Source organism: Micromonospora luteifusca (assembly GCF_016907275.1).
In the GTDB taxonomy this organism is placed as follows: Bacteria; Actinomycetota; Actinomycetes; order Mycobacteriales; family Micromonosporaceae; genus Micromonospora; species Micromonospora luteifusca.
On sequence record NZ_JAFBBP010000001.1, the window covers coordinates 7,140,445 to 7,163,903 of the forward strand.

At 72.5% G+C, this 23,459-nt stretch carries 20 protein-coding genes and 1 pseudogene; 10 read left to right on the forward strand and 11 right to left on the reverse strand.

Annotated elements, in window-relative coordinates; all coding sequences use genetic code 11:
• Nucleotides 1-165: 165 nt before the first annotated feature.
• A complete protein-coding gene (locus JOD64_RS32505) occupies nucleotides 166-372 on the forward strand; it encodes a hypothetical protein (RefSeq protein WP_110566517.1) in 207 nt (68 codons plus the stop codon).
• A 230-nt stretch (nucleotides 373-602) separates the two neighbouring features.
• A complete protein-coding gene (locus tag JOD64_RS32510) occupies nucleotides 603-1,562 on the forward strand; it encodes a TIGR03557 family F420-dependent LLM class oxidoreductase (protein WP_204945803.1) in 960 nt (319 codons plus the stop codon).
• Between the two features lie 75 nt (nucleotides 1,563-1,637).
• Here JOD64_RS32510 and JOD64_RS32515 read toward each other — a convergent pair whose 3' ends face one another.
• The 5 genes from JOD64_RS32515 to JOD64_RS32535 form a co-directional block, all read right to left on the reverse strand.
• Nucleotides 1,638-3,155, reverse strand: coding sequence for a hypothetical protein (locus tag JOD64_RS32515; RefSeq protein ID WP_204945804.1), 1,518 nt, complete (start codon nucleotides 3,153-3,155; stop codon nucleotides 1,638-1,640).
• A 172-nt stretch (nucleotides 3,156-3,327) separates the two neighbouring features.
• Nucleotides 3,328-5,424, reverse strand: coding sequence for an APC family permease (locus tag JOD64_RS32520; protein WP_204945805.1), 2,097 nt, complete (start codon nucleotides 5,422-5,424; stop codon nucleotides 3,328-3,330).
• A gap of 100 nt (nucleotides 5,425-5,524) precedes the next feature.
• Nucleotides 5,525-5,914 carry a hypothetical protein gene (locus tag JOD64_RS32525; RefSeq protein WP_204945806.1) on the reverse strand — a complete coding sequence of 130 codons (390 nt, stop codon included), beginning with the start codon at nucleotides 5,912-5,914 and terminating at the stop codon, nucleotides 5,525-5,527.
• Between the two features lie 375 nt (nucleotides 5,915-6,289).
• Complete coding sequence (locus tag JOD64_RS32530; RefSeq protein ID WP_204945807.1) at nucleotides 6,290-7,060, reverse strand: DUF5995 family protein; 771 nt, start codon at nucleotides 7,058-7,060, stop codon at nucleotides 6,290-6,292.
• A gap of 135 nt (nucleotides 7,061-7,195) precedes the next feature.
• A complete protein-coding gene (locus tag JOD64_RS32535; RefSeq protein WP_204945808.1) occupies nucleotides 7,196-10,093 on the reverse strand; it encodes a helix-turn-helix transcriptional regulator in 2,898 nt (965 codons plus the stop codon).
• 194 nt (nucleotides 10,094-10,287) lie between these two features.
• On the opposite strand from JOD64_RS32535, the gene JOD64_RS32540 reads away from it, so the two are divergent.
• Nucleotides 10,288-12,588, forward strand: coding sequence for an adenylate/guanylate cyclase domain-containing protein (locus tag JOD64_RS32540; RefSeq protein ID WP_204945809.1), 2,301 nt, complete (start codon nucleotides 10,288-10,290; stop codon nucleotides 12,586-12,588).
• An 84-nt stretch (nucleotides 12,589-12,672) separates the two neighbouring features.
• On the opposite strand, the gene JOD64_RS32545 is transcribed toward JOD64_RS32540, so the two are convergent.
• A complete protein-coding gene (locus tag JOD64_RS32545; RefSeq protein WP_239559750.1) occupies nucleotides 12,673-13,503 on the reverse strand; it encodes a class I SAM-dependent methyltransferase in 831 nt (276 codons plus the stop codon).
• A gap of 43 nt (nucleotides 13,504-13,546) precedes the next feature.
• On the opposite strand from JOD64_RS32545, the gene JOD64_RS33660 reads away from it, so the two are divergent.
• Nucleotides 13,547-13,675 carry a hypothetical protein gene (locus JOD64_RS33660; RefSeq protein ID WP_275581626.1) on the forward strand — a complete coding sequence of 43 codons (129 nt, stop codon included), beginning with the start codon at nucleotides 13,547-13,549 and terminating at the stop codon, nucleotides 13,673-13,675.
• Nucleotides 13,676-13,720: 45 nt separating this feature from the next.
• Here JOD64_RS33660 and JOD64_RS32550 read toward each other — a convergent pair whose 3' ends face one another.
• The 4 genes from JOD64_RS32550 to JOD64_RS32565 form a co-directional block, all read right to left on the reverse strand.
• Entirely contained in the window at nucleotides 13,721-14,287 is a 567-nt protein-coding gene (locus tag JOD64_RS32550; RefSeq protein WP_204945810.1) for a dienelactone hydrolase family protein, read from the reverse strand.
• Between the two features lie 55 nt (nucleotides 14,288-14,342).
• The gene (locus tag JOD64_RS32555) at nucleotides 14,343-15,452 is read right to left on the reverse strand and encodes a nucleotide disphospho-sugar-binding domain-containing protein (protein WP_204945811.1); all 1,110 of its coding nucleotides are present in this window, start codon (nucleotides 15,450-15,452) and stop codon (nucleotides 14,343-14,345) included.
• A 121-nt stretch (nucleotides 15,453-15,573) separates the two neighbouring features.
• Nucleotides 15,574-16,881: a phenylacetate--CoA ligase PaaK gene (paaK, locus tag JOD64_RS32560; RefSeq protein ID WP_204945812.1), complete on the reverse strand. Its 1,308-nt coding sequence runs from the start codon at nucleotides 16,879-16,881 to the stop codon at nucleotides 15,574-15,576.
• 78 nt (nucleotides 16,882-16,959) lie between these two features.
• Nucleotides 16,960-17,409: a MarR family winged helix-turn-helix transcriptional regulator gene (locus JOD64_RS32565; protein WP_204945813.1), complete on the reverse strand. Its 450-nt coding sequence runs from the start codon at nucleotides 17,407-17,409 to the stop codon at nucleotides 16,960-16,962.
• Nucleotides 17,410-17,546: 137 nt separating this feature from the next.
• On the opposite strand from JOD64_RS32565, the gene JOD64_RS32570 reads away from it, so the two are divergent.
• The 6 genes from JOD64_RS32570 (at nucleotide 17,547) to JOD64_RS32595 (ending at nucleotide 23,169) form a co-directional block, all read left to right on the forward strand.
• The gene (locus JOD64_RS32570; protein WP_239559751.1) at nucleotides 17,547-18,767 is read left to right on the forward strand and encodes an MFS transporter; all 1,221 of its coding nucleotides are present in this window, start codon (nucleotides 17,547-17,549) and stop codon (nucleotides 18,765-18,767) included.
• 155 nt (nucleotides 18,768-18,922) lie between these two features.
• A complete protein-coding gene (locus JOD64_RS32575) occupies nucleotides 18,923-19,399 on the forward strand; it encodes a fluoride efflux transporter FluC (protein WP_204945814.1) in 477 nt (158 codons plus the stop codon).
• Nucleotides 19,396-19,758, forward strand: coding sequence for a fluoride efflux transporter CrcB (gene crcB / locus JOD64_RS32580; RefSeq protein WP_204945815.1), 363 nt, complete (start codon nucleotides 19,396-19,398; stop codon nucleotides 19,756-19,758). Before JOD64_RS32575 ends, crcB begins: the two co-directional genes overlap by 4 nt.
• Before the next feature lie 59 nt (nucleotides 19,759-19,817).
• Nucleotides 19,818-20,342 (forward strand): PadR family transcriptional regulator, encoded by a 525-nt coding sequence (locus JOD64_RS32585; protein ID WP_204945816.1) that lies wholly within the window; start codon nucleotides 19,818-19,820, stop codon nucleotides 20,340-20,342.
• Nucleotides 20,339-21,019, forward strand: a complete 681-nt coding sequence (locus JOD64_RS32590; protein WP_204945817.1) for an ABC transporter ATP-binding protein — start codon at nucleotides 20,339-20,341, stop codon at nucleotides 21,017-21,019. Before JOD64_RS32585 ends, JOD64_RS32590 begins: the two co-directional genes overlap by 4 nt.
• On the forward strand, nucleotides 21,016-23,169 hold the full coding sequence (locus tag JOD64_RS32595; RefSeq protein WP_204945818.1) for an ABC transporter permease: 2,154 nt from the start codon (nucleotides 21,016-21,018) through the stop codon (nucleotides 23,167-23,169). The genes JOD64_RS32590 and JOD64_RS32595 overlap by 4 nt, the downstream gene beginning before the upstream one ends.
• On the opposite strand, the pseudogene JOD64_RS32600 reads toward JOD64_RS32595, so the two are convergent.
• A pseudogene (locus JOD64_RS32600) lies at nucleotides 23,170-23,459 on the reverse strand (SAM-dependent methyltransferase); the annotation flags it as partial.

The window sequence follows — 23,459 nt, forward strand, 5'->3', positions numbered from 1 at the left end:
CGGCGCTACCCGGTGCTGGCGGCCGATGCGCGGCGGTACTCATCGGCGGACGACATCGGCCGGACGGAGGATCCAGCGCGGTCGCGGCGCGCAGCCGTTAGCCGCGCGACCGGATTGGGTACAACTGCCTGCACCTCACATCCACCACATATTCAGGAGGCAGCGATGCGCGGCACCTCGATACTCGGAGTCATCGTCGTGATCTGGCTGTTGATCGGCGCGATCGCTGCCGGCCAGCGCGGCTACTACAGCGGCGACGACACCAACTGCGCCGAGGCCGGCACCATTCTGGTCACCATCGTGGCCGGGCCGTTGAACTACATCGGCGCCAACCCCAAGGTCGACTGCAAGCTGCCCGAACCGTCCAAGTAGGACCCTGACGCGCGCCGGCCCGTGCCCCTCGATTCGGGGGGCGCGGGCCGGCGTCCGTCGGTAGGGCGCCTCAGCTGTTCGCGACGTGGTCGGTGTCTGTGTGGCCGTCCGCCACCGCACATCCCGTACGGCATCCTAGGAGGCTGGTTTGCAGGTCTCGACGGCGTTTGTCGGTGCCGAGGCCGGGAACCGACCCGGCGTCAGTCGGCGGACGGAATCGGGAGCGTGGCATGCAGATCGGCTACAAGCTGGCCTCGGAGGGCTACGGCCCACAGGAGATCATCCGGCAGGCCGTCCAGGCCGAGCAGGCTGGTTTCGACTTCGTCGAGATGAGCGACCACTTCCACCCCTGGCTGGACGCGCAGGGACACTCGTCCTTCACCTGGAGCGTGCTCGGCGCCATCGCCGCCAGGACCAGCACCCTGCGCCTGGCCACCGGCGTCACCTGCCCGACCGTCCGCTACCACCCGGCGATCATCGCGCAGGCCGCGGCGACCATGGCGCTGATCTCCGACGGGCGGTTCACCCTCGGGGTGGGGGCCGGCGAGCGACTCAACGAGCACGTGGTCGGGCAGGGCTTCCCGAGCGTGCGGGGCCGGCACGAGCGACTCCGCGAGGCGTTGGAGATCATTCGACTGCTCTGGCAGGGCGGCTACCAGTCGTACGAGGGTCGGCACCTGCAACTGGAGGACGCCCAGGTCTTCGACCTGCCGGACACCCCGCCGGTGATCGCGGTCGCGGCCAGTGGTGAGGCATCGGCCCGTCTCGCCGCCGAGTTGGGCGACGGGCTGTTCGCCACCGAGCCGGAGGCGTCGATCGTCGAGCACTACCGACGCGCCGGTGGGTCGGGCCCGCGCTACGCCGAGGTGCCGTTGGCCTGGGCCAGCGACGAGCACCAGGCGGTGCAGGCGGTGTTGCAGACCAGCCGGTGGATGGTCACCGGCTGGAAGGTGATGAGCGAACTGCCGAACCCGGTCAATTTCGACGCGGCCAGCGCGTACGTCGAGGAGAAGCACATCCGCCAACTCTTCGCCGTCGGGCCCGACCCGGAGCCGCACGTCGACAAGGTCCGGTCGTACGTCGACGCGGGCTTCGACCACATCGTCCTGCAGAACGCCGGCCCCGACCCGGACGGCTTCCTCAACTTCTTCGCCGCGAACCTCTCCGGCCGCCTACGCGCAATGAGCTGATCCGACCTCATCGGCGTCGGCCGCCCCGACTGATCGTCGGGGCGGCCGGCTGCGCGCTGGGTGCGCGGGTCCTGCTCAGCGGAAGCAGTGCGCGATCGGAGCCGTGCTGCCCTCGCAGTTGGTCGGCTCGTTCTCCACGACAACGCTCTCGTCGTCGAGCTTGACCTGGGCGTGCACCGCGAAGATGCCGCCGGGCTTCGCCGTCGACGCGTTGTGGGTGACCTTGCTGGTGTAGATCGCCACCGAGCCCGCGTTCGCGTAGATGCCGCCGCCGCTGGACGCGGCGCCCACCCCCTCGTTGCGGGTCACGTCGCTGCCGCGGACCAGCAGGTTCGCCTTCTCCGCGTAGATGCCGGCGCCGAAACCGTGGGTGGTGTTGCCGTCGACCACGCTGTCGTCGAGCGGCGTCAGGCCCTTCACGGTCGAGATGCCGCCACCGTTGACGGTGGACGTGTTGCCGCGGATGGTCATCTTGCGCATCACCAGCACCGCGTCGGAGTTCGCGGCGCCGCCGCCGATATGCGCGGTGTTGTTCAGCAGCTCGGTGTCGACGACCTTCGTCCGGGCCGAGAAGCTGGCCAGCCCGCCGCCCTGGCCGGCGCTGTTCTGGGTGAAGGAGACGCTCTCCACGTCGGCCGCACCACGGTAGTTGCCGAGCCCGCCGCCGTACGCGTTGGCGCTGTTGCGGTGGAACTCGGAGCGCTTCAGCGTCAGCACACCACCGTTGAGCAGGCCCCCGCCCTTGCCCGCGGCGCCGGCGGCGCTGTTGCCGATGAACGTGGAATCGGTGACCACCATGTTGCCGTCGTTGAAGATGCCCCCGCCGCCCCCCTCGGGCGACAGCGACGTGCTCTGGGTGACGGTGACCCGTTCCACCACGGCGGTGGCGCCGTGCACCACGTGCACGCTGCCGCCCTCGATGGCCGAGCGGCCGTTGTGCAGTTCCACGTCGCGCAACGTCAACTCGCCGCCGTCGCGGACGGTGAAGAAGCGGAACGCGGCGGCCTGGGCCTCCCGGGCGATGGTGGCGCCCGCGCCGTCGATCGTGATGGGCTGGTAGATCACCGGCAGGCCGGCGGTGTCGTCGGCCGGGTTGTGCGGCGGGGCGTCGGCGTCACCCGGGGTCTCCGCGGCGTCGGCCGCTTCCCGTGCGTCGCGGATCCCCCCGTCGTACTGGTCGGTCTCGTGGAACGCCTCGGTGAGGACGTAGCGGCACTTGGGGGCGAGCCGCAGCTCCGCGCCGCCCTCGGCGTTGGCCGTCACCAGTGCCGCCACCAGCTTTGCCGCGTCGCAGGGCACCGACACCACGCCGCGCTTGCCGGTGCCCGGGGTGGTCGGGCGGGCCCGCTCGGCGCCGCCCTGGTCGCGCTCCGCCGCGTCCTGATCGCCGGCGCGGCGGGCGTCGTCACTTCCGGCCGTCGGGGACAGCCGGTTCAGACCGGGGAGCGAGAGGGCCCGGTCCGCGGCAGCGGCCACGCCGGCCGCCCCGGCCGCTCCCACGACGAGGCTTCCCGCCAGGAAGCCGCTGGCTAAGAACCACCGGGACCGCCGCCTGGGTCGGATCTCGCGGTCTCCTTTTCGGTACGAGGACATCAAAGGTGCCTGCCTTCCTGCCTGCCTGACGTGACCGCGCGCCAATCCGGGCGCGGGGGGCTCGACGTACCGCCGGCCACCAAACGTCACGATAGGTCCGCAATACGGACAAGAAGGCGTGAACGTGAATAGTGCCCCCATTCATCTTCGAACCCGCCAAACCGGCCCCTCGTCACCCGCCGACGTGGATGCCGGGACGACGCAACGGGTCCGGCTCGGTCCGGCGGATGATCTCCCGTACCACCGGCGGGGTGTCGCCGCGACCGAGGATGAGATAGCGCGCCAGGTGCGCGATCGGGCTCCCCTCCGACCACTCGAAGTGCGCGTGCGGCCGAACCCCGGTGGCGTCACGCAGGGCCAGCAGGATCGCGGCGATCGCGTTGGGCGCGGCCGCACTGCTGGCCCGCAACACCCGGAAGCCACCCACCTCGATCCCGTGCACCCGCAGCACCTGACTGAACTCCGACGGATCGACCACGTCGATCTCCAGGAACAGCACGTCCGCGGCACCGGGCACCGGATTCATCCCGCGCTGCCCCCGTTCCTTGACCGTGTACTCCTTCACCGACCCGCTCTGCCTCTTGTTGGCGATCAGGTGCAGTTGCCCGTCGTGGGCCAGCGACTCGGTGATGAATCGACGGGCCGGCTCGTCGAACTCGATCCGCTCGGCGCGCAGCTCGGTGGTCCGGGTGACCCGGGAGACCAACGAGACCACGATGATGCCGAGGATGAACAGCGCGGAGATGGTGATCCCGTCCGGCTGCTCGATCACGTTCTCCAGCAGCGCGTACAGCAGCACCAGGGTGAGCACGGTGAACCCGATCGCGAAGGTGCGCTGGTGGTGACGCGCCGCGGAGATCGTCACCGCCACCGCCGCGGAGACCATCATCGCCAGGATGCCGGTCGCGTACGCCCCGGCCTGAGCGTTGACGTCGGCTGAGAAGGCGATCGTGATGGCGATGCTGACCACGGTGTAGACGATCACCACCGGGCGCACCGCCCGCGCCCACTCGGGTGCCATGCCGTACGAGGGCAGGTAGCGCGGCACGATGTTGATCAGCCCGGCCATCGCCGAGGCGCCGGCGAACCAGAGGATGAGCACGCTGCTCACGTCGTAGACACTGCCGAACACCTCACCCAGGTAGGTGTGCGCCAGGAACGCCAGCGCCCGCCCGCTGGCGGCGCCGCCGGGTCGGAACTCCTCCTGCGGGATGAGCGCCGTGGTCACGAAGGTCGTCGAGATCAGGTACACCGACATGATCAGCGCGGCGGTGGTGAGCAGTCGGCGGGTGTTGCGGATCCGGGCGGCGAGCCGCGCCGCCCGGTCCGGCCCCTCGGCCGAGACCAGGGGCATCATGCTGACCCCCGTCTCGAAACCGGACAGCCCCAGCACCAGCAGCGGGAAAGCCAGCACCGCGGTGAGCAGCACGTGCCCCGGCCCGCCGCCGGTCGACGTCAACGCGGCGGTCCAGTTCGACACGATGTCCGGGTCGGCGACGATTCGGCTCACCGCGACCACGACGATCACCGCGTTCAGAACCAGGAAGATCGCGACCAGCGGGATGGCCACCACCACCGCCTCGCGGAAGCCGAGCAGGAACACCCCGCCGAGGATGAGCAGCAGCACCACGGTCACCACGACCGGGGCCTGCGGGCCGTGCAGGGCGTCCGGCAGGTACGGGTTCTCCATCAGGTGCACGGTGGCGTCGGCCGAGGAGAGCGTGATCGTGATGATCCAGGAGGTGGCCACGAAGCCGAGCAGCACCAGTACGAAGACCTTGCCCCGCCAGAACGGCAGCAGCCGCTCCAGCATCGCCACCGACCCCTGCCCGTGCGGGCTCTCGTGAGCCACCCGCCGGTACATCGGCAGCATGCCGAACAGGGTGAGCGCGACGATCAACAGGGTTGCCAGCGGGGAGAGCGCACCGGCCGCCAACGCCGCGATGCCCGGCAGGTACGACAGCGTGGAGAAGTAGTCGACACCGGTCAGGCACATCACCTGCCACCAGGCGTGCCGACGGTTCTGCCCCTCGGTCGTCTCCGGGCCGGGCGGCTGCACCCGGTGCTGGAAGAGCCACCGGCGCAGTGGGCTGGTCGGCGGCGCCGACCGGGCCGGGGAGGCCACACGCTCGGGCACCACGACACCCTGCCGGCCGCCCCGGTGCGGGCGGGCCGGGTCGCGAGCCGCCCGCAGTGCCGGGTCCGGCCCGGTCGGCGCGTGGCGACGTCCGTTCCAGCGTCGTGGTTTCGCCCGGTGCTCGTCACCCATCGCCAGTCCCACCCTCACAGGTCCTGCTCCGACGGTAGGCGGTAGCGCGGGGCCCGGCCGGCGGAACCGGGCAGGTGGGTGGCCTGGTCAGGACAGCTCCCTAGACCGCGAGCAGCCGGGCCAGCGCGGGCGGATCGGCGACGGTCACCGTCGCCGCCGGGTGTCGTGGCCGCCCGCCAGGCAGCAGGGCCGGCACCGGTACGCCGAAGCGCAGGCAGATCCCGCCGGCCGTGCTGCTGCCGAAGCTCGCACCCCCGTCGACCATCGACAGGTGCGGCCCGATCACCCGCCACCAGCGGTACGGGCCGCTCAGCTCGACGGCAATCACGTTCGCCCGGTCGGTCCGCAGCCGCCACGGCCCGTACCGGATCAACAGCTCCCGGTCGGTGACGGCGACCCAGGCCGTCGCCGGGCGGACCCCCAGCAGCGCCAACACGGGGCGGAACGCCGGATCGAAACGGAACGGGAACCGCGTCGCGGCGCCGGTCACCGCGCACCGGGCCGGGTGGTGGGTCGCGGCACCGGGCCACCCGGCCGCAGGGGGCCGGGCCGAGCGGGTCGGGGGCGGGCGGCGGGCCGACGCCGGGCCAGGACGGTCATGGCGCGGGCGTACCCGGTACGAGCCCGCCGACACCCCGGAAATGCCACCGTCGGCACGAGCGCGACGCCCCTCCCCCACCGCCGGCCGGCACCCCCCGGGTCGGCCGACGGTGGCAGACGGTCGACACCCCCCGGAGCCGACCGGCTGTACCCCCTGGGGCCGACCGAACCTTCGGCGGCCACCCGGGGTGGGCGGAGCTGGTGGGACGCGCCCCCGCGCTCCGCCGCCCCCCACGGGGCGGAGCGCGGGGACCCCCCGTCCCGGCTACTGCAGGAACGCCCCCAGGGGCGAAAGCAGCAGCCGGCCGAGCGCCGCGGCGTTGTCGTCCAACCGCGTGCGCTCACACTCGCGGGCGTCCGGATCGTGCCGGCACCGCCAGATCTTCTGCGCGTTACGCCAGGCGACATCGCGGGTGTACTCGACCAGTTCCCCCTGGTACCAGTCGTCGATGTCACCGTTGAGCATGTCGATGAGCAGCTGCCACCGCTCCAGATAGCCCCGGCGCAGGCCAGGGATCTTGTCCGCGAAGATCTTGTTGATCTCGAGGTAGTCGTGGTGCTGGTCGCTGCCGTCGACCGGCTCCGACTCCAGGTGGTCGAACGTGGTCACCAACGCGAACGGCAGGTCGAAGTTGATGTGCGCGTTGACGCCGGCCGCCGCCGAGGGCAACGGGCGGGCGTCCGGCCCACGCATCCGCTCGAAGAGGCACGACCACGCCTTCGGGGTGCCCGGGCTGGAGTCGGTCCACATCCGCATCGCATCGAAATACCGCGCGGCGAACTCGACGTCGAGCCGGGAGAGAAAGGCCGGGTCGACGAAGCGGTCGTCGTACAGCCCGTCGAGCACGCTGCTGGTGATGGTCAGGTAGAGCCGGTTGAAGTCGGCCAGCGGGCAACTCTCCTCCAGGGGAGGCAGCCGCACCAGCATGTCCTGAAGCTTCGTGAGGTGATCGACCACGGCCGGCACGTCCGCGGGATGGTCGGCGAGCAGGTCGACGATGTCCCGGTGCACGGGCCCCCAGACCGGTTCGGTCATCTCTCCTCCATGGTGGTCGGCGGCATCCCCCGTGCCGTCGTCGACGCGGCTCAGCCTTTCAGTCGACACCCGGTCGCCGAATCAGTAGAACGACGTATCCCGGCGCACACACACGTCGGAAAACGGAGCGGTCGGTCAGCCCCGGACGTTGCGCAACTGGATCGCGCTGGCCTGAACTCGGGTACGGACCTGGAGCTTGTCGAAGATGTGCGACACGTGCACGCCGATGGTCCGCTCGCTGATGAACAGCCGCTGCCCGATCTCCTTGTTGGTCAACCCTTCCGCGACAAGGGCGAGGACTTCCCGCTCCCGTGCGGTGAGCACCGCCAACTCGTCGCCGGAGGACTCAACGGGTGCGCCCCGCGTACCGCCGGTGGTCTCGCGCTCCTCCAGTGACACCCGGGCCCGCCCGGCCAGCTCGCGGATCTCCGAGGTCAACGGCACCGCGCCCAACCCCTGCGCCACCCGGTACGCCTCACGCAGCAGCTTGCCGGCGGTCGCCACCCGACTGCGGCGAGCCAGCAGCGCCTCGGCCTGCCGCAGCCGCGAGTACGCCGCCGGGTAGGGGTGATGACGGCGATCCCACTCGGTGACCGACGTGGCCCACAGCTCCGGGTCGCTGCCGTCGAGGCGGCTCACCTCGGCGGCGCAGAGGGCCAAAAACGCCTCCACCACCGACCGGACCGGACGAGCGGCGCCGACACTCTTGCGGGCCATTCGCTCCGCCACGTCCCGCAGCCGGCGTACCGCTGTCGGGTCCACGGCCACGGTGCGGCTGGCGTGCGCCTCGGCCTCGGCGCGCAGGCCGTGCCAGACCAGCGCGGACAGGATCATCACGTCGTCGGAACGGCTCTCGGTGAGGCCGCGTTGCACCGCCAACCGCGCCACATCGTGCCGGCCCTCCCACATCGCCAGCCCGGAGCGCAGGGTGAGCAGCGGAATGACGTGCCGCGCTCCGCCGCCGGCGAGCAGGGTCGCCACCGCGTCGAGGTCCCGACCGGCGGCCTCGATGTCGCCGTAGCCCACCGAGAGCCGGCACCGGGCGAGCAGCAGCTCGACGGCGTCCGCGCCGGACGGCCGGTGCCGCAGGGCGGCGGCGACCACCTTCTCCGCCTCGGCCCACTGGCCCACCCGGAACAGCCCGTTGATGGCCACGGCCAGCAGCCGCGTCCCCCAGGTGCGGCCCAGCCCCAGCTCGGCCACCCGCTCGGCGCCACGCCGGGCCACCACGACGCCCTCTTCGAGGACGTTCAGGGGACCGGTCAGCAGCTCCGCCAGGTGCAGGTACGCGCAGGCCACGTCCTCGGGCTGGCCGGCGCGCTCGGCGGTGTCGAGGGCGTCACGCATGACCGCCAGGCCGGCGTCGGGGTCCTCCAGGTAGGCGTCGCTGAAGCCGAGCGCGGAGCTGGCCAGCACCACCTCGGTGGCGGTGCCCTCCACATTGGCCGCCAACGCCAGCGCTTCCCGGGCCCGCTCGCCGGCATCGGCGTACCGACCCAGGTGCAGCAGCAGCTCGGCCAGGCGCGCGGCGGCGGTGGCCCGGTCCCGCGGGGAGCAGTCCGCCGCCTTCAACGCCCGCTGGTACTCCTCCTCGGCCAGCGCCGAACGACCGGCGGCGGCGAGGTAGCGGGCCCGGCGGATGTGCAGCGCACAGCTCGGCTCGCCGCCGCGCAGCGTGGCCACCTCCTCCAGCAGGGCCAGCGCGCGAGCGTGCTCCCCACAGTGGTGGGCCGCCTCGGCAGCGTTCTCGAGAAGTTCGACACGGTCCATCGCCAGCGGGCCCGGGTCGGCGGCCAGTTGCAACGCCGCCGACCAGTGCCGGTGCGCCTCGGCGTAACCGTGCAGCCGCTCGGCCTCCTGCGCGGCGGCCACCGCCGCCGGCAACGCACGCGCCGGCTCACCGGCCAACCGCCAGTGGTGCGCGAGCCGGGCCTGGTGCAGCTCACCCGGCGCCGCGGTCAGCGCCTCCGCGTAGCGACGGTGCAGCCCGGAACGCTCGGCCGGCAGCAACTCGTGCGCCAGCACCTCGGCCACCAGCCGGTGCCGCAGCCGGTAGCCGTCGTCGGCGCCGACCAGCAGCCGGTGCGCCACGGCGGCACGGGCCGCGTCGATCAGCTCGTCCTCCGGCATCCGCAGCACCTGGGCCAGCAGCCAGTGCTGCACCGGCTCGACGCCGGCGGCCACCGCGTGCACCACCGCGTGCGCGTGCTGGGGCAGCGCGTCGACCCGGTCGAGGAAGATCTCCCGCAGCGTCTCGGACAGACCGACGCGGCCGTCACGCAGATCGCGGGCCAGCTCCTCGATGACGAACGGGTTACCACCGCTGCGCTGCCACACCTGCTCGGCCGCGTCGGCGGACAGCGTCCGGCCGACCACGGCGGCGGCCAGCTTCTCGGTGTCGGCCCGACCCAGCGGCGCCAGGTCGAGCACCCGCACCGTCCGCAACCGACGCAACTCGGTGAGCACCCGGCGCAGCGGGTGGGCACCCTGCAACGACTCGGCGCGCACCGCCGCCAGCACGGAGAGCTGGAGGTCGCCGAGCCCCGCCAACAGGTAGAGCAGAAGTTGCCGGGTGCTCCGGTCGACCCACTGCAGGTCGTCGAGGATCAACACCAGTGGTCTGCCCTCGGCGATCAGGTGCAGCCCGCGGCTGACCCGCTCCAGCAACGCGCCCGCGCCGTCCGGGCCGGCGGTCTCGTCGGCGAACATCTGCAGCAACCCACGCACGGCCGAGGAGGTGCGTGCGTGTGAGGTGGACACGTCGGCGTCGAAGCGGCGCAGTGCCTGCAGCAGCGGGTGCAGCGGGGAGGCGTCGCCAATGTCCAGGCAGCTGCCAGTGAGCACCACGGCACCCTGCTCACGCAACTGGTCGCCGATCTCGCCCAACAGCCGGGTCTTGCCCACACCGCTCTCACCGGTCAGGAAGACCGCGGCGGTCTGCCCGTGCGCGGCGTCACCGAGCATCGCGGACCGAACCGTCTGCACCAGCTCGGCCCGGCCCACGAGCGGTGCGGTGTCCACATCGCTGGCCATGGCACGCAGCCTAATCACAGGTCCCCAAACCGTTCTACGGCCAACCGCCGCTTGTGGTACTCCTCGCGTCGACTTTGCGACTAAAGGTTGCAGGTGGCCGACATACGTCGTTCGGCAGATCCCCCGTCGGCCCAAGAATGTCAATCTCCGGAGGTCATCAGGCATCAACGGGGAGAAGGGTCGGTGCGACACCTATGACCACCACCATCATCGTCGGCGACGCGCGGCGGACCACGACCCCAGACTGGCCGGTGCCGGAGGAGAGACGCACCGTCACCGTGCTCTTCGCCGACATCGTCGGTTCCACGGCGCTTGTGGACCGGCTCGACCCGGAGGACGTCCGCGCCTTGCAGCGGGTGTACTTCGACACCGTCTCCGGCGTCCTGCACCGCTGGCAGGGGGTGGTCGAGAAGTACGTCGGCGACGCGGTGATGGCGCTCTTCGGCGCCCGGCACTCCGACGGCTTCGACGCGTACCGGGCGGTGCGCGCCGGACTGGAGATCCAGGCCGCGCTGGACCGCCGGCCGATGGTCGGGGGCATCAAACTGCGGGTTCGCGTCGGTGTCGCCACCGGCGAGGTCGTCGTCGACCTGGGTGGCGCGGTCAGCGGCGGGCACGGCGTGGCCAGCGGCGCGGTGATCACCACCGCGGCCCGCCTGCAGGAGTACGCGCCACCTGGCGCCGTCGCACTCTGCGCGGCCACCGCCCGAGCCACCGCAGGCCTCATCACCCAGCGTCAACTCACGCCGGTGCCGGTCGCCGGTCGGGTACCACCGGTGCCGGTCTGGCACGCCGTCGGTCCGGTACGCCCCGGCGCCGACCAGCACGACGGCCCGCTGATCGGTCGCCGCCGCGAGCTGGCGACCATTCGGGACCAGGTGAGCTGGGCGATCCGCACGAAGAACCCGCGCTGGGTCTCCCTGGTCGGCCCCACCGGCAGTGGCCGCAGCCGGCTGCTGCACGAGTTGGCCCGTGGGCTGACCACCGTGGACGGATTGTCGGTGCGCTGGTGTGTGACGACCTGCCAGCCGTACCCCGATCAGGTCCTGGCGCCGGTCGCCGAACTGCTCCGCGGCCTCGCCGGGGTCCGGCACGGCGACGGCGCGGCGGTGGTCCACGACCGGTTGGTCGCCGCCCTGACGCCGTTGTTCCCGCCGACGCAGGTCGCGACGGCGGTCCCGGTGCTACAGCGTCTGTTGAGCATCCCGGACGGCTCGCCGACGGCGTCGGCGGGCGCGGCGATCTGCCGGGAGATCCTGCTGCGCCTGGCCGCGCAGCGGCCGCTGATCGTCGCCGTGGACGACGTGGACCGTGCGGGGCCGGCGGTGAGCCGGTTCCTGCGTGGGCTGTTCAACGCGGCGACGGCGCGCGGGCTGCCGCTGGCCATGCTCACCCTGCACCAACCGCAGTGGACCGACACCCGGCCCGGCCCGGCTCGACGGGTGACGATCCGCCCGCTGGCCACGGTGCAGTCCGGGCGGCTGTTGCGCCACCTGCTGACCCGGGCCGGCCAGCCGGTGGCCCTGGTCGACCGGCTGCTGCCGCTGGTGGGCGGCCGCCCCGGGCACGCGGCGGCGTACGTGGCATCGCTCGTGGACGGCGCCGACCTGGTGGCGCTCTCGCTGCCCGAGGCGGTACGCCGGGCCGTCGCCGCCGAGCTGGACCACCTCGACGGTGAGCGGCGAGCGGTCCTGATGGCCGCCGGCATCCTCGGCGGTGTGATCTCGTCGGCGACGATCGACCGGGCGCTCGGTTGGAAGCCCGGTCGCTCCGCACCGGCACTACGCGCCCTGGTCACCGCCGGGCTGCTGCTCGCCCACCACGCGGACGGGTACGCGTTCGCGGCTCCCGCGCTGCGCCAGGTCGCCGCCGAACGGTTGCCCCGCGCGCTGCGGGCCGTCTTCGCCCGCCGGGCCGCGAACGCCCCGCGCCTCGACACCGTCCGCCTGGACGCCCTCGACCCCGTCGACCGTCCGGCCGTGGTCCGGGCTGGTGCCGTCGGTGCTGTCGTCGGCGGCGCGGCCGCCCGGCCCGCCAAGGTCGTGCGTCTGGACGCCGTCCGTTCCCGGGCCAGCCTCGACACCGTCCTCGCGGCCCTGGCCCCGGCGCCACGAGCCACCGCCACCGACCCGGCGGAGCGCCGACGCGTCCCCGCCCCGACGATGGCCACCCCACCGGCCGCGCCGACCCGGCAGACCAACCGCCCACCCGGCTCCGGCCGGCTCCGAGCCGTCGCGCCGACCGGTGCGGTCCCACCGACCCCGGCCACAGTGGCGACCCAGGCCGCAGTGGTGTCCGCGGCGCGGGCCAATGCAGGCGGTCACTGGCCCTCGGACGTCGACCGGTCCCCGGTGGCGATCCGTGCAGTGCCTGCCGTGCCAGGGGCAGCCGGACGGGGCGGCCGTGCCGGTGTCGGCGCTCCGCCCGGACCGGTGCGCGCCGCACCTCGCCCGCCGTCGATCGGTCGGCCGCAGAACCTGGCCGCCTCCGCCTGAGGGCTTGCCCCTTGATCGTTGGCAGCTGAGCAGTGCGACACGCCGAGCGCCGCCCTGCCGAGCTGCCACCGATCGCGGCGACCTCTACCGCACGGACGCCGAGGCCAGCAGCGCCGCGGTCGGCAGTGCGAGCAGGCCGTCCGCGTCACGGTAGGCGGCGGTCAGCTCGTCGTACGCGGCGCGGATGCGGACGATCACGTCCGGCGGTTGGGCCTCCATCAGCAGACCCGGCTTGCTGATCCCGTTGGCAGGGCCACTCCACCACGCCTCGGGGTCGGTGCGATGCACCCAGGTGATCGTGTCGCAGCGCACGTCGGTGAGCCCGGCCATGTCGAGCAGGCCCGCCAACCCATCGGCGGTACGTGGGAAGTCCCTGTCCGCGTCCACGTTCGGCACCGCGATCGGCGGGTCGAACCCTGCGGCGTCGAAGACCTCACCCCAGAGCCGCTGGGCCTCCGGCGGGGGGTAGGGCCAGATGGTCACCGCGATCCGGCCCGCCGGCCGAACGACCCGCCGGAGTTCGCCGATCGCAGCCAGCGGATCCCCCACGTGATTGATCACGAAGTTCGCGACGGCCGCGTCGAAACACCCGGAGGGGAACGGCAGGTGGGGCAGAGCCGCGAGGCGGACCTCTTCGGCGGACGGGAGCCGGCTGCGCGCCAGCTCCACCATGCTGGCCTCGGCGTCGACGGCGACGACGGCGGCACCGCGAGCGCACGCCAACCGGGCGACGGTCCCGGAACCGGTGCCGGCATCGAGCACTCGACTGCCCGCACCGACGCTGGCGGCGTCCAACAACGCGGAAGCGGGATGGGCGCAGAGCGAGGCGAAGCTGCGGTCGAAGGCCGTCGCGCGCCCGGCCCAGCGCGAACGCTCGTAGTCGTCGAAGTCTGTCGTCGCCACTGGCCACCCCATTTAAGGATCTTGATGGTGGCGCCACCATATCGGACCAGGTGCGATGAGTAGGATTGCCCCAGCCGTGCTGCTACTGCTCGGGCCGAGCATCGGTCCCCGGCTCTTCGCCGCACACGCCAAGCGGGTGCACGGCACCGCCACGCCTCCGCGCATCGGGGCAACCGCCAACTGAACCCCTGGCCGGCGCGGTTGTCCGTCGCGAGGATGCTCGCGCGGGTCAGCGGTCAGCCAGGAAGGCCAGCACCCGTGGCCAGGTCGCCGCGTCGGCGTCCGGGGCGTACTCGGCCAGGTCCGGGTCGGTGAACAGGTGTCCCACACCGGGATAGCGGAACACCGTCAGGTCGGCGCCGGCGTCGGTCAGCGCCTGCTGCCACTCGTCGACCTCGTCCGGCGCGTCGTACGGGTCCGGGTCGGCGAGGTGCAGCTGCACCGGCAAGCCGGTCCGGACCGCGTCCGCTGCGCCACCGGTGCCGTGCAGCAGGAGCAGACCGGCCGAGTCGGGGCGCTCGGCCAGCAGCGCCCCGGCCACACCGGCACCCATCGAGAAGCCGGCGAGCACGGCCTCCGCCGGCAGGTCACGCAGCGCTTCCCGAGCCCGGTCCAGCACCACCTCCTGGCCGATCTTGTCGAGCAGTGCGAAGCCCTCCTCGACGCTGTCGGGAGCCGGGACGCCGTACAGATCGGGTGTGGCGACCTGGTGCCCGGCGACGCGCATCCGGTCGGCGGCGGCGCGCACGGCGGGCCGCAGCCCGTACACGGAGTGGAACAGCACGACGTGTCGCATTCCGTCATCCTGCCGCAGCCGACCCGCCGGCCGGTGCGGCCACGCGGGGCGAACGTCAGGCCAACGCCGCCAGTCGCGCGACGAGGTCGGCCGGCGCCGGCATCGCGGCCATCTCGCGGCTGACCTGCCCGGCGGCGTCACGGAGGTGATCGTCGGTGACCAGTTGGGTCAGCGACTGCGCGGTGATGTCACGGGGGCGCAGCGCCAGGCCGGCGCCCCGGCGGGCCACCAGCTCGGCGTTGTGCCGGCGGTCCCCCGGACCCGTCGTGGCCAGTTGGGGCAGCCCGGCGGCGAGGGCGCCGAGAGCGCTGCCCGCGCCGCCGTGGTGCACCAGCGCCGCGCTCGCCGGCAACGCCTCGTCGAGCGGGATCCAATCGACCACGCGGACGTTGTCGGGCAGTGTGCGGGCTGCCGTACGGCGGTCCGGTCGGACCAGCACGATCTCGGCGTCCACCTCGGCGGCGGCCGCGACCACGGCGGGCATCGGCCCCTGGTCGCCGGGGCCGGTCAGGGTGCTGCGGGTGACCAGGATCCGGGGTCGCCCACCCGGCTCGCGCAGCCAGGCCGGCAGCTCGCCGCCACCGACGTACGAGGCGTGGCGCATCGGCCAGCCCCGCTGTGTAGCGACGCTGGGCGGGGCCACGGCCAGGGCGGCGGCCGGTGCGGGCAGCTCGCTCAGGCCGTGCCGACGCAGGGCGGGACCGAGTCGGGCGGTGGTGGCGGCCACCAGCTTCCGACCGTCGAAGAGGGAGTTCTCCTGGCGGACCGCCGGTACGCCCAGCCGGGCGGCGGCCACCGCGCCGGCCACCGCGAACGGCTCGTGCAGCACCAGATCCGGTCGCCACTCGGTGGCCAGCGCGACGACCGGGTCGGTGAGCTGGTCGTTGAGCGCGCCGAAGAGCAGGCCGGCGCCCCGGGTGTCGGCGGTGCCGGCCATCTCGGCGCGGGCGATGAACGGATGCCGGGGAAAGACCCGCCGCGCGATCCGGCCGAAGTCGAAGCCCGGCGCGATGTCGCGCACCGGCAGGCCCGCCTCGGCGGCGGCCAGGCCACTGTCACCGGCGGCCAGCAGCACGTCGTGGCCGGCGTCGCGCAGCGCGACGGCGAGTGGCACCAACGGGAAGACGTGCCCGACCAGCGGAGCGGAGACCACCAGCACTCGCATGGACCGGATCCTATGCCAGCGGCGACGGAGTCGGGCGCCCCGATGATCGTTGGCAGGTGAGCGATGCGACACGCCGAGCGCAGCCCTGCCGAGCTGCCACCGATCGTCGTCGGCCAGCCGTTCAGCCGGCCCGGCGCTGGTCCACGATGCGGCGCATCTTGCCCACCGACCGCTCCACCGCATCCGGGGCCAGAACGTCGACCGCCACGCTCACGCCGATGGTGTTCTTCACCAGCTCGACGAGTGTCGCGCCGGCCCGTTCGGCGGCGTCCACGGCGGCCCCGGCCCGGCGCTCCACCCGTACCGTCAGGGTGTCCAATCGACCCTGCCGGTCGAGGACGCACTGGAAGTGCGGCGACAGCTGCGGGGTCCGCAGGATCAGCTCCTCGATCTGGGTGGGGAAGATGTTCACCCCACGCACGATCATCATGTCGTCGGTCCGACCGGTGATCTTCTCGATCCGGCGCATCGGGCGGGCGGTGCCGGGCAGCAGCCGGGTCAGGTCGCGGGTGCGGTAGCGCACCACCGGCATCGCCTCCTTGGTCAGGGAGGTCAACACCAGCTCACCCTGCTCGCCGTCGGGCAGCACCGCCCCGCTGACCGGGTCGATGATCTCCGGGTAGAAGTGGTCCTCCCAGAGGTGCAGCCCGTCCTTGGTCTCGACACACTCGGTGGCGACGCCGGGGCCCATCACCTCGGAGAGCCCGTAGATGTCCACCGCGTGGATGTCCAGCTGCTGCTCCATCTCCCGGCGCATGTCCTCGGTCCATGGTTCCGCACCGAAGATGCCCACCCGTAGTGAGGTGGCCCGTGGGTCGACACCCTGCCGGCGCATCTCGTCCACGATGGCCAGCATGTAGCTGGGCGTGACCATGATGACCTCGGGCTCGAAGTCGCGGATCAACATGACCTGACGCTCGGTCATGCCCCCGGAGACGGGGATGACCGTGCACCCCAGCTCCTCGGCACCGTAGTGCGCGCCCAGACCGCCGGTGAAGAGCCCGTAGCCGTACGCCACGTGCACCCGGTCGCCGGGGCGACCGCCCGAGGCCCGGATCGAGCGGGCCATCAGTCGCGCCCAGGTGCGCAGGTCGTCGCGGGTGTAGCCGACCACCGTCGGCCGGCCGGTGGTGCCGGAGGAGGCGTGCAGCCGGGCGACCCGCTCGCGGGGTACGGCGAACATGCCGAACGGGTAGTTCTCCCGCAGCTCCGCCTTGCCGGTGAACGGGAAGCGGGCCAGGTCGGCGAGGTCCCGGCAGTCGTCGGGGTGCACCCCGACCTCGTCGAACGCGCGGCGGTAGTGCGGCACATTGTCGTACGCGTGCCGCAACGACCAGCGCAGCCGTTCGCCTTGCAGGGCACGCAGCTCGTCGATGCTGGCGCGCTCGATCGGCTCCAGCTCCTGCGGACGAGGGGTGCGGTCCTGCATCGGTTGCCTCCTTGGCGCGGCGGTCCCGGTGGGGCTGCGGGTACCGTACGCCCGCCGTCGCGACGGTTGACGCGGCGGTCAGCGGGTGGTCGGCAGCCGGTGCAGGGCGTCGACCAGGGGTGCCAACTCGGGGGTGGCCTCCGCCTCGGCGAGCGCGTCGGTGAGCACCCGGTCATGGGTGGGCCGGGCCTGGGCGAGCAGGTCGGAGCCGGCTGGGGTCAGCTCGGTGTAGATGCCACGCCGGTCGTCGGCGCAGAGGATGCGGGTGAGCAGGCCGCGCTGCTCGAGCCGGGTGACCAGGCGGGTGGTGGCGCTGCTGGAGAGCGCGGCGGCCCGACCGAGCTGGCTCATCCGCATGTGCCAGCCGTCCTGGCGGGAGAGCGCGTCGAGCACCGTGTATTCGACGACGGACAGGTCGTGGGCGGCCTGCAGCGCCCGCTCCAGGGACGTCTCGATCAGCCCGTGCAGGGCGGCGAGGGTGCGCCAACCCTGCGCGCGGATCTCGACCGCGTCGTCGGCGATGCCCATGCCGGCCCTCCTCAGGTGTGATCTGGACGGCCCCAGGCTACCACGCTTGCGCCGATATCAGGCGCGTGCAACTATTTAGTTGTCGGCGCGTGTAGTTGCACACGCCGCATATTTGCCCCCTCCCCGATGGGAAGACGATGTCCGTACGCCACAAGTCCCTGCCGCCCGGCCTGATCGCGCTGGCCATCGGCGCCTTCGGCATCGGGCTCACCGAATTCGTGATCATGGGGCTGCTGCCCGAGGTGGCCGCCGACTTCGCGGTCACCGAGCCGGTCGCCGGCTGGCTGATCTCCGGCTACGCGCTCAGCGTGGCCGTCGGCGGGGTGGCCCTCACCGCGGCGGTCACCCGACTGCCCCGCAAGCCGGTGCTGCTCGGCCTGATGGTGCTCTTCATCATCGGCAACCTGCTCTCCGCCGTCGCCGGCGACTACGCGGTGATGATGGCCGGCCGGATCGTCGCCGCGCTCTGCCACGGCGCGTTCTTCGGCATCGGCGCCGTGGTGGCCGCCGGCCTGGTCGCACCGGCCCGCCGAGCGGGCGCGATCGCCATGATGTTCGCCGGCCTGACCATCGCGAACGTCCTCGGCGTGCCCTTCGGCACCTTCCTCGGCCAGCACTTCGGCTGGCGGTCGACGTTCTGGGCGATCACGGCCATCGGGGTGGTGGCGCTGAACGGGTTGGCCCTGCTCATCCCCGCTCGCGACACCGCCAACGCCGACCGGCCGGCCGGTGGGCTGCACGGCGAGCTGCGTGCCTTCACCCACTCGCAGGTCTGGCTGTCGCTGGTGGTCACGGTCCTGGGCTTCGGTGGCATGTTCGGTGCGTTCACCTACATCGCGTACACCCTCACCGAGGTCAGCGGGTTCGCCACCAGCACCGTGCCGTGGCTGCTCGTCCTCTTCGGAGTGGGGCTGTTCGCCGGCAACCTGCTCGGCGGCCGGGCAGCGGACAGGTCGCTGTCGCGCACCCTGGTCTTCGTCCTGGCGGTGCTCACCATGGTGCTCGTCGGGTTCGCGCTGACCGCGACGAGCCCGGTGCTGACCATCGTCTCGCTGGTGCTGATGGGCGGCTTCGGGTTCGCCACCGTGCCGCCGCTGCAGATGCGGATCATGCACTACGCCAACCAGGCGCCGACCCTGGCGTCCGGAGCGAACATCGCAGCGTTCAACCTCGGCAACGCGCTGGGCGCCTGGATCGGCGGCGTGACCATCGCCGCCGGACTCGGCTACACCTCGCCGATCTGGGCCGGCGCCGCGCTCACCCTGGCCGGTCTGGGTGTCCTGCTCGGAGCGCTGCGGCTGGCCCGCCGCATCGAGCCGGCGAGGGCCGCCGCGGAGTTGACGCACACGGCGGTCTGACCCACTGACGGGAGGACGCCGGGCCGGGCCAGTGCCCGACCCGGCGTCGCCCACGCAGGCCGTGGCTGTGCGCGTCCGGGCCACGGTCGCGGATTCGACGCCGCCGTCGCGGCGGTGCGCTGAAGCCGGCGTCGCCGGCACTACGCTGACGACCCGTGGCAGAGCCGCTGGACCCGCGTACCGACCCTGACGTCGACCTTCGCGTCCCCGTCGACCGGGGCGAGTTGACCGCGCGTCCCGCGACGATCCTCGCCACGATCGCCGCCGGTGGGGTGCTCGGCGCACTGGCCCGGGCCGGCCTGCAACACGCCGCCACGCACCCGCCGACGGGCTTCCCGTGGGCGACGTTCGGCATCAACCTGTCGGGCTGCCTGCTGATCGGCGTGCTGATGGCGGTGCTCGGGCACCTCGGCGGTGGACACCCACTGCTCCGGCCGTTCCTCGGGGTCGGTGTGCTCGGCGGGTTCACCACCTTCTCCACCTACGCGGTGGACGTCCAGCAGGCATTTGTCGCGGGCGCCCCGGGCATCGCGCTGGCGTACCTGGCCGCCACGGTGCTCGGGGCACTCGTCGCCGTGGGGCTGGGCGACGCCGCCACCGCCGGCCTGTTGCGACGGCGGGCAGCCCGATGACCGTTCTGCTCATCGCCCTGGGCGCGGCCGTTGGCGCGCCGCTGCGCTACCTCACCGACCGGGCGGTGCAGTCCCGGCACGACTCGGTGTTTCCCTGGGGCACGCTCACCGTCAACGTGGTCGGGTCGCTGCTGCTCGGCGTACTCGTCGGGTTGCCGGCCGGTCCGACGGTCAGCGCGCTGCTCGGCACCGGGTTCTGTGGGGCGTTGACCACCTACTCCACGTTCAGTTACGAAACGCTGCGGCTGGCCAAGGGCGGCAGTCGGCTTCTTGCGCTGGCCAACGCCCTGGTCAGCGTCGCCGCCGGGCTCGCGGCGGCCACGGTCGGCTACGCCCTGGCCCGCGTCCTGATCGGCTGACCGCGGAGAAGATACTGAAGGTATATACGCGAGGTATACCCTGAGGGTAGTCTCCTGGCATGAGCGTGCCACTGACCCTTCTCGGACTCCTCGAACGGGAGCCCAGCCACGGATACGACCTGAAGCGCGACTACGACGCCTTCTTCGGCCGCGGTAAGCCACTGCCGTTCGGCCAGGTCTACTCCACCCTCAGCCGACTGGCCCGCGACGGCAAGGTGGTGATCAGCGACGTCGCCCCCGGGTCCGGCCCCGACCGCAAGCGCTACATCATCACCGACCTGGGCGCGACCGAGGTCGAGCAGTGGCTGGTCCAGCCGGTCGAGCCGGAGCCACACCTGCAGACCGTGCTCTTCGCCAAGGTCGTGCTCGCGCTGATGCTGGACCGTCCCGCCGCCGAATACCTCGACACCCAGCGCAGCGCGCACCTGCAGCGGATGCGCGACCTCACCGAGATCAAGCGCTCCGGCAGCCTGGTCGACGCGTTGCTCGCCGACCACGGCCTCTACCACCTGGAGGCGGACCTTCGATGGATCGAGATGACCGGCGCCCGGCTGGACGCCCTGCGCAAGGCGGTGCGGCCATGAGCGCCGTGATCGAAGCACGCGACGTGACGTTCTCCTTCGGCCAGACCCCCGCACTGCGCGGTGCCAGCGTCGCCGTGAACGCGGGCGAGATCCTCGCCATCATGGGCCCCAGCGGCTCGGGAAAGTCCACCCTGCTGCACTGTCTGGCCGGCATCCTCGTGCCCGACTCCGGCGAGATCGTCTTCGACGGGGCCCGGGTCGACTCCATGGCCGAGACCGAGCGCAGCAGTCTGCGCCGTGACCGCTTCGGCTTCGTGTTCCAGTTCGGCCAGCTCGTCCCCGAGCTCACCGCGGTGGAGAACGTCGCCCTGCCACTGTTGCTCAGCGGCGTGCGCCGGACGCAGGCGCTGCGCAGGGCGCACGCCTGGTTCGAACGCCTCGGCCTGGGCGGCATGGAGCAGCGCCGGTCGGGTGAGCTGTCCGGCGGGCAGGCGCAACGCGTCGCCCTGGCCCGCGGCCTGGTCGCCGAGCCGCAGGTCCTCTTCGCCGACGAGCCCACCGGCGCGCTCGACTCACTCACCGGCGAGCAGGTCATGGACCTGCTGGTCAGCGCCGCCCAGGAGCAGGGCACCACGGTCATCCTGGTCACCCACGAGCCCAGGATCGCGGCGTACGCCGACCGTGAGGTCATGGTCCGCGACGGGCGCGTGAACGCGCCGGACCGGATCGCCTCATGATCGGCTTTGGGCTTCGCCTCGCCGTGGCCGGCGGCCGTGAGGCGCTCACCCGCCTGGTCATCATCGCCGCCGCCGTCGCGATCGGCGCCGGGCTGCTGCTGACCACCCTCGCCGGAGTCAACGCGGTCAACGCCCAGCTCACCCGGTACGCATCGATGTATCCCCAGGCCTCGGCCGGCGACGCCGACCCGCTGTGGTGGTCGACCCGGTTCGACTACTTCCACGGCAAGCAGATCATCCGAATCGACGTCGCCGCGACCGGCTCGACCGCGCCCACCCCGGTCGGTGTCCCCACCACCCCTGGTCCCGGCGAGTTCTACGCCTCGCCCGCATTGCGCGACCTGCTGGCCGCCCACCCGGCGGACCAACTGGGCGACCGCTACCCGGGGCGGGACCTGGGCACCGTCGGACCCGCCGCGCTGACCTCGCCGGACACCCTGCTCGTCGTCGTAGGCGGCACGCCCGACCAGGTCGCCAAGCTGCCCGCCGCGAAGCAGGTCACCAGCGTCGGCGACACCCCCGCCCTCCCCGAGACCACGGTCAACCTCATCCTGGGCGTCATCGCCGGCGGGCTGCTGTTTCCGGTGCTGATCTTCATCGGCACCGCCACCCGGCTCAGTGCCGCCCGCCGGGAGCAGCGCTTCGCCGCGATGCGCCTGGTCGGCGCGACACCCCGGCAGATCTCGATGGTCGCCGCCGTGGAGGCGACCGCCGCCGCCGTCGCCGGCACCGCCGTCGGCTTCGGCCTGTTCTACGCCTTCCGCGATCCGCTCGCGGGCATCCCGTTCACCGGCATGCCGTTCTTCCCCAGTGACATGTCCCTGGGCGTGCTCGACGTCCTGCTGGTGGCGCTCGGCGTGCCGGCCGGCGCGGCGGTGGCTGCCCAGATCTCGCTGCGCCGCGTACGGATCTCGCCGCTGGGCGTCACCCGGCGGGTCACGCCACGGGCACCGCGCGCGTACCGGCTGATCCCGGCCCTACTCGGTGTCGCCGTGCTGGTGTTCGCCATCGGCTTCAAGCCGGAAACGTCCGACGGTCAGGCCGCCGTGTTCCTGCCCGGACTACTGCTCATCATGGCCGGCCTCGTCCTCGCCGGCCCCTGGCTGACGATGGTCGGCGCCCGCGTCCTGGCCCGGTACGCCAACCGCCCGGCCACGCTCATCGCCGCGCGCCGCCTCGCCGACAACCCGAAGGCCGGCTTCCGGGCGATCAGCGGCATCATGCTCGCGCTCTTCGTCACGAGCGTCGCCGTCGGCGTGATCACCACGATCATCGCCAACCGCGGTCCGGCGCCGGTCGGGTCGACCGAGGCGGGGCAGGTGTCGCTCTACCTTCCTGAGGATGCACCGGCGACGCCGGACACGCTCTTCACCGACCTACGCTCGATCACCGGCGTGCGGTCCGCGACCGCGGTGCGCGAGAACCCGGACAGGATGAACGCCAGCGAGCCCGGCCTGATCGCGTGCACCGAGATCCCGAGCGCGTACGGCCGGTGCGCCGAGGGCGCCACCGTCGCCGAGGTCGCGACGGGTCTCATCCCCTTCCGGGAGTCGGCGTCGTCCGCCCGAGTCTGGCCTGCCGCGTCGGTCCCGCTCGGGAATCTTCAACAGCTCCCGGTGATGTCGATCGTCGTCGACACGGACGGCTCGGCAGCCGCCATCGAACGCTCACGTACCGTCCTCGAGGCCGCCTTCCCGGCCTTCTGGGTGGGGCCGAACGTGCCCGGCGACTTCGAGTCGGACTTCGCCGACACGCTGCGCGGCTGGGAACAACTGGCAAACGTCGTCATCATCGCCAGCCTCGCCCTCGGCGGGTGCAGCCTCGCGGTAAGCGTCATCGGCGGTCTCACCGAGCGCCGACGACCGTTCAGCCTGCTACGCCTCAGCGGCGCTCCGGTGCGCGTCCTGCGCCGGGTGGTGGCGTTGGAGAGCGCGGTGCCGATGCTCGCCGTCGCCGCCGTCGCCATCGGGATGGGCCTGCTCGCCGCGCATCTGTTCCTGCGGGCGCAGATGCACTACACGCTGGTCGCGCCGGAGCCACGCTTCTACGTGATCGTCGTGGTCGGGTTGGCCGCCTGCCTCGCTGTCATCGCCTCCACCCTGCCGCTGCTGGAGCGGATCACCGGTCCGGAGACCGCCCGCAGCGAGTAGTCAGTCCGTGCGCCCGGTGGTCGCGAGAGCGACCACCGGGCCGAGCACGAAGACGGCGGGCGGGCCGATGCCCTCCCGAGCGGCGAGCGCGCCGATCTCGTCCAGTCGGGCCGGCACGGACCGCTGGCCGGGCAACCGGCGTCCTGCACGGCGAGCACCGGGGTCTCCGGGGCCCGGCCGTGCTCGATCAGCACAGCCGCGATCTTGGCGATGGTGTCGACGGCCATCAGCAACACCACTGTGCCCCGGGCGCGCGCCAGCGCCGCCCAGTCGACAAGCGAGTCGGGATG

Excerpts from the sequence above, each read along its gene's own strand:
- JOD64_RS32545 (WP_239559750.1), bottom strand. The coding sequence starts at position 13,503 with ATGGGGTGGCCAGTGGCGACGACAGACTTCGACGACTACGAGCGTTCG.
- JOD64_RS33660 (WP_275581626.1), top strand. The coding sequence starts at position 13,547 with ATGAGTAGGATTGCCCCAGCCGTGCTGCTACTGCTCGGGCCGAGCATC.
- JOD64_RS32510 (WP_204945803.1), top strand. The coding sequence starts at position 603 with ATGCAGATCGGCTACAAGCTGGCCTCGGAGGGCTACGGCCCACAGGAG.
- JOD64_RS32590 (WP_204945817.1), top strand. The coding sequence starts at position 20,339 with ATGAGCGCCGTGATCGAAGCACGCGACGTGACGTTCTCCTTCGGCCAG.
- JOD64_RS32550 (WP_204945810.1), bottom strand. The coding sequence starts at position 14,287 with ATGCGACACGTCGTGCTGTTCCACTCCGTGTACGGGCTGCGGCCCGCC.
- crcB (WP_204945815.1), top strand. The coding sequence starts at position 19,396 with ATGACCGTTCTGCTCATCGCCCTGGGCGCGGCCGTTGGCGCGCCGCTG.
- JOD64_RS32530 (WP_204945807.1), bottom strand. The coding sequence starts at position 7,060 with ATGACCGAACCGGTCTGGGGGCCCGTGCACCGGGACATCGTCGACCTG.
- JOD64_RS32555 (WP_204945811.1), bottom strand. The coding sequence starts at position 15,452 with ATGCGAGTGCTGGTGGTCTCCGCTCCGCTGGTCGGGCACGTCTTCCCG.
- JOD64_RS32505 (WP_110566517.1), top strand. The coding sequence starts at position 166 with ATGCGCGGCACCTCGATACTCGGAGTCATCGTCGTGATCTGGCTGTTG.
- JOD64_RS32515 (WP_204945804.1), bottom strand. The coding sequence starts at position 3,155 with ATGTCCTCGTACCGAAAAGGAGACCGCGAGATCCGACCCAGGCGGCGG.
- JOD64_RS32520 (WP_204945805.1), bottom strand. The coding sequence starts at position 5,424 with ATGGGTGACGAGCACCGGGCGAAACCACGACGCTGGAACGGACGTCGC.
- JOD64_RS32565 (WP_204945813.1), bottom strand. The coding sequence starts at position 17,409 with ATGGGCATCGCCGACGACGCGGTCGAGATCCGCGCGCAGGGTTGGCGC.
- JOD64_RS32540 (WP_204945809.1), top strand. The coding sequence starts at position 10,288 with ATGACCACCACCATCATCGTCGGCGACGCGCGGCGGACCACGACCCCA.
- paaK (WP_204945812.1), bottom strand. The coding sequence starts at position 16,881 with ATGCAGGACCGCACCCCTCGTCCGCAGGAGCTGGAGCCGATCGAGCGC.
- JOD64_RS32585 (WP_204945816.1), top strand. The coding sequence starts at position 19,818 with ATGAGCGTGCCACTGACCCTTCTCGGACTCCTCGAACGGGAGCCCAGC.
- JOD64_RS32595 (WP_204945818.1), top strand. The coding sequence starts at position 21,016 with ATGATCGGCTTTGGGCTTCGCCTCGCCGTGGCCGGCGGCCGTGAGGCG.
- JOD64_RS32570 (WP_239559751.1), top strand. The coding sequence starts at position 17,547 with ATGTCCGTACGCCACAAGTCCCTGCCGCCCGGCCTGATCGCGCTGGCC.
- JOD64_RS32535 (WP_204945808.1), bottom strand. The coding sequence starts at position 10,093 with ATGGCCAGCGATGTGGACACCGCACCGCTCGTGGGCCGGGCCGAGCTG.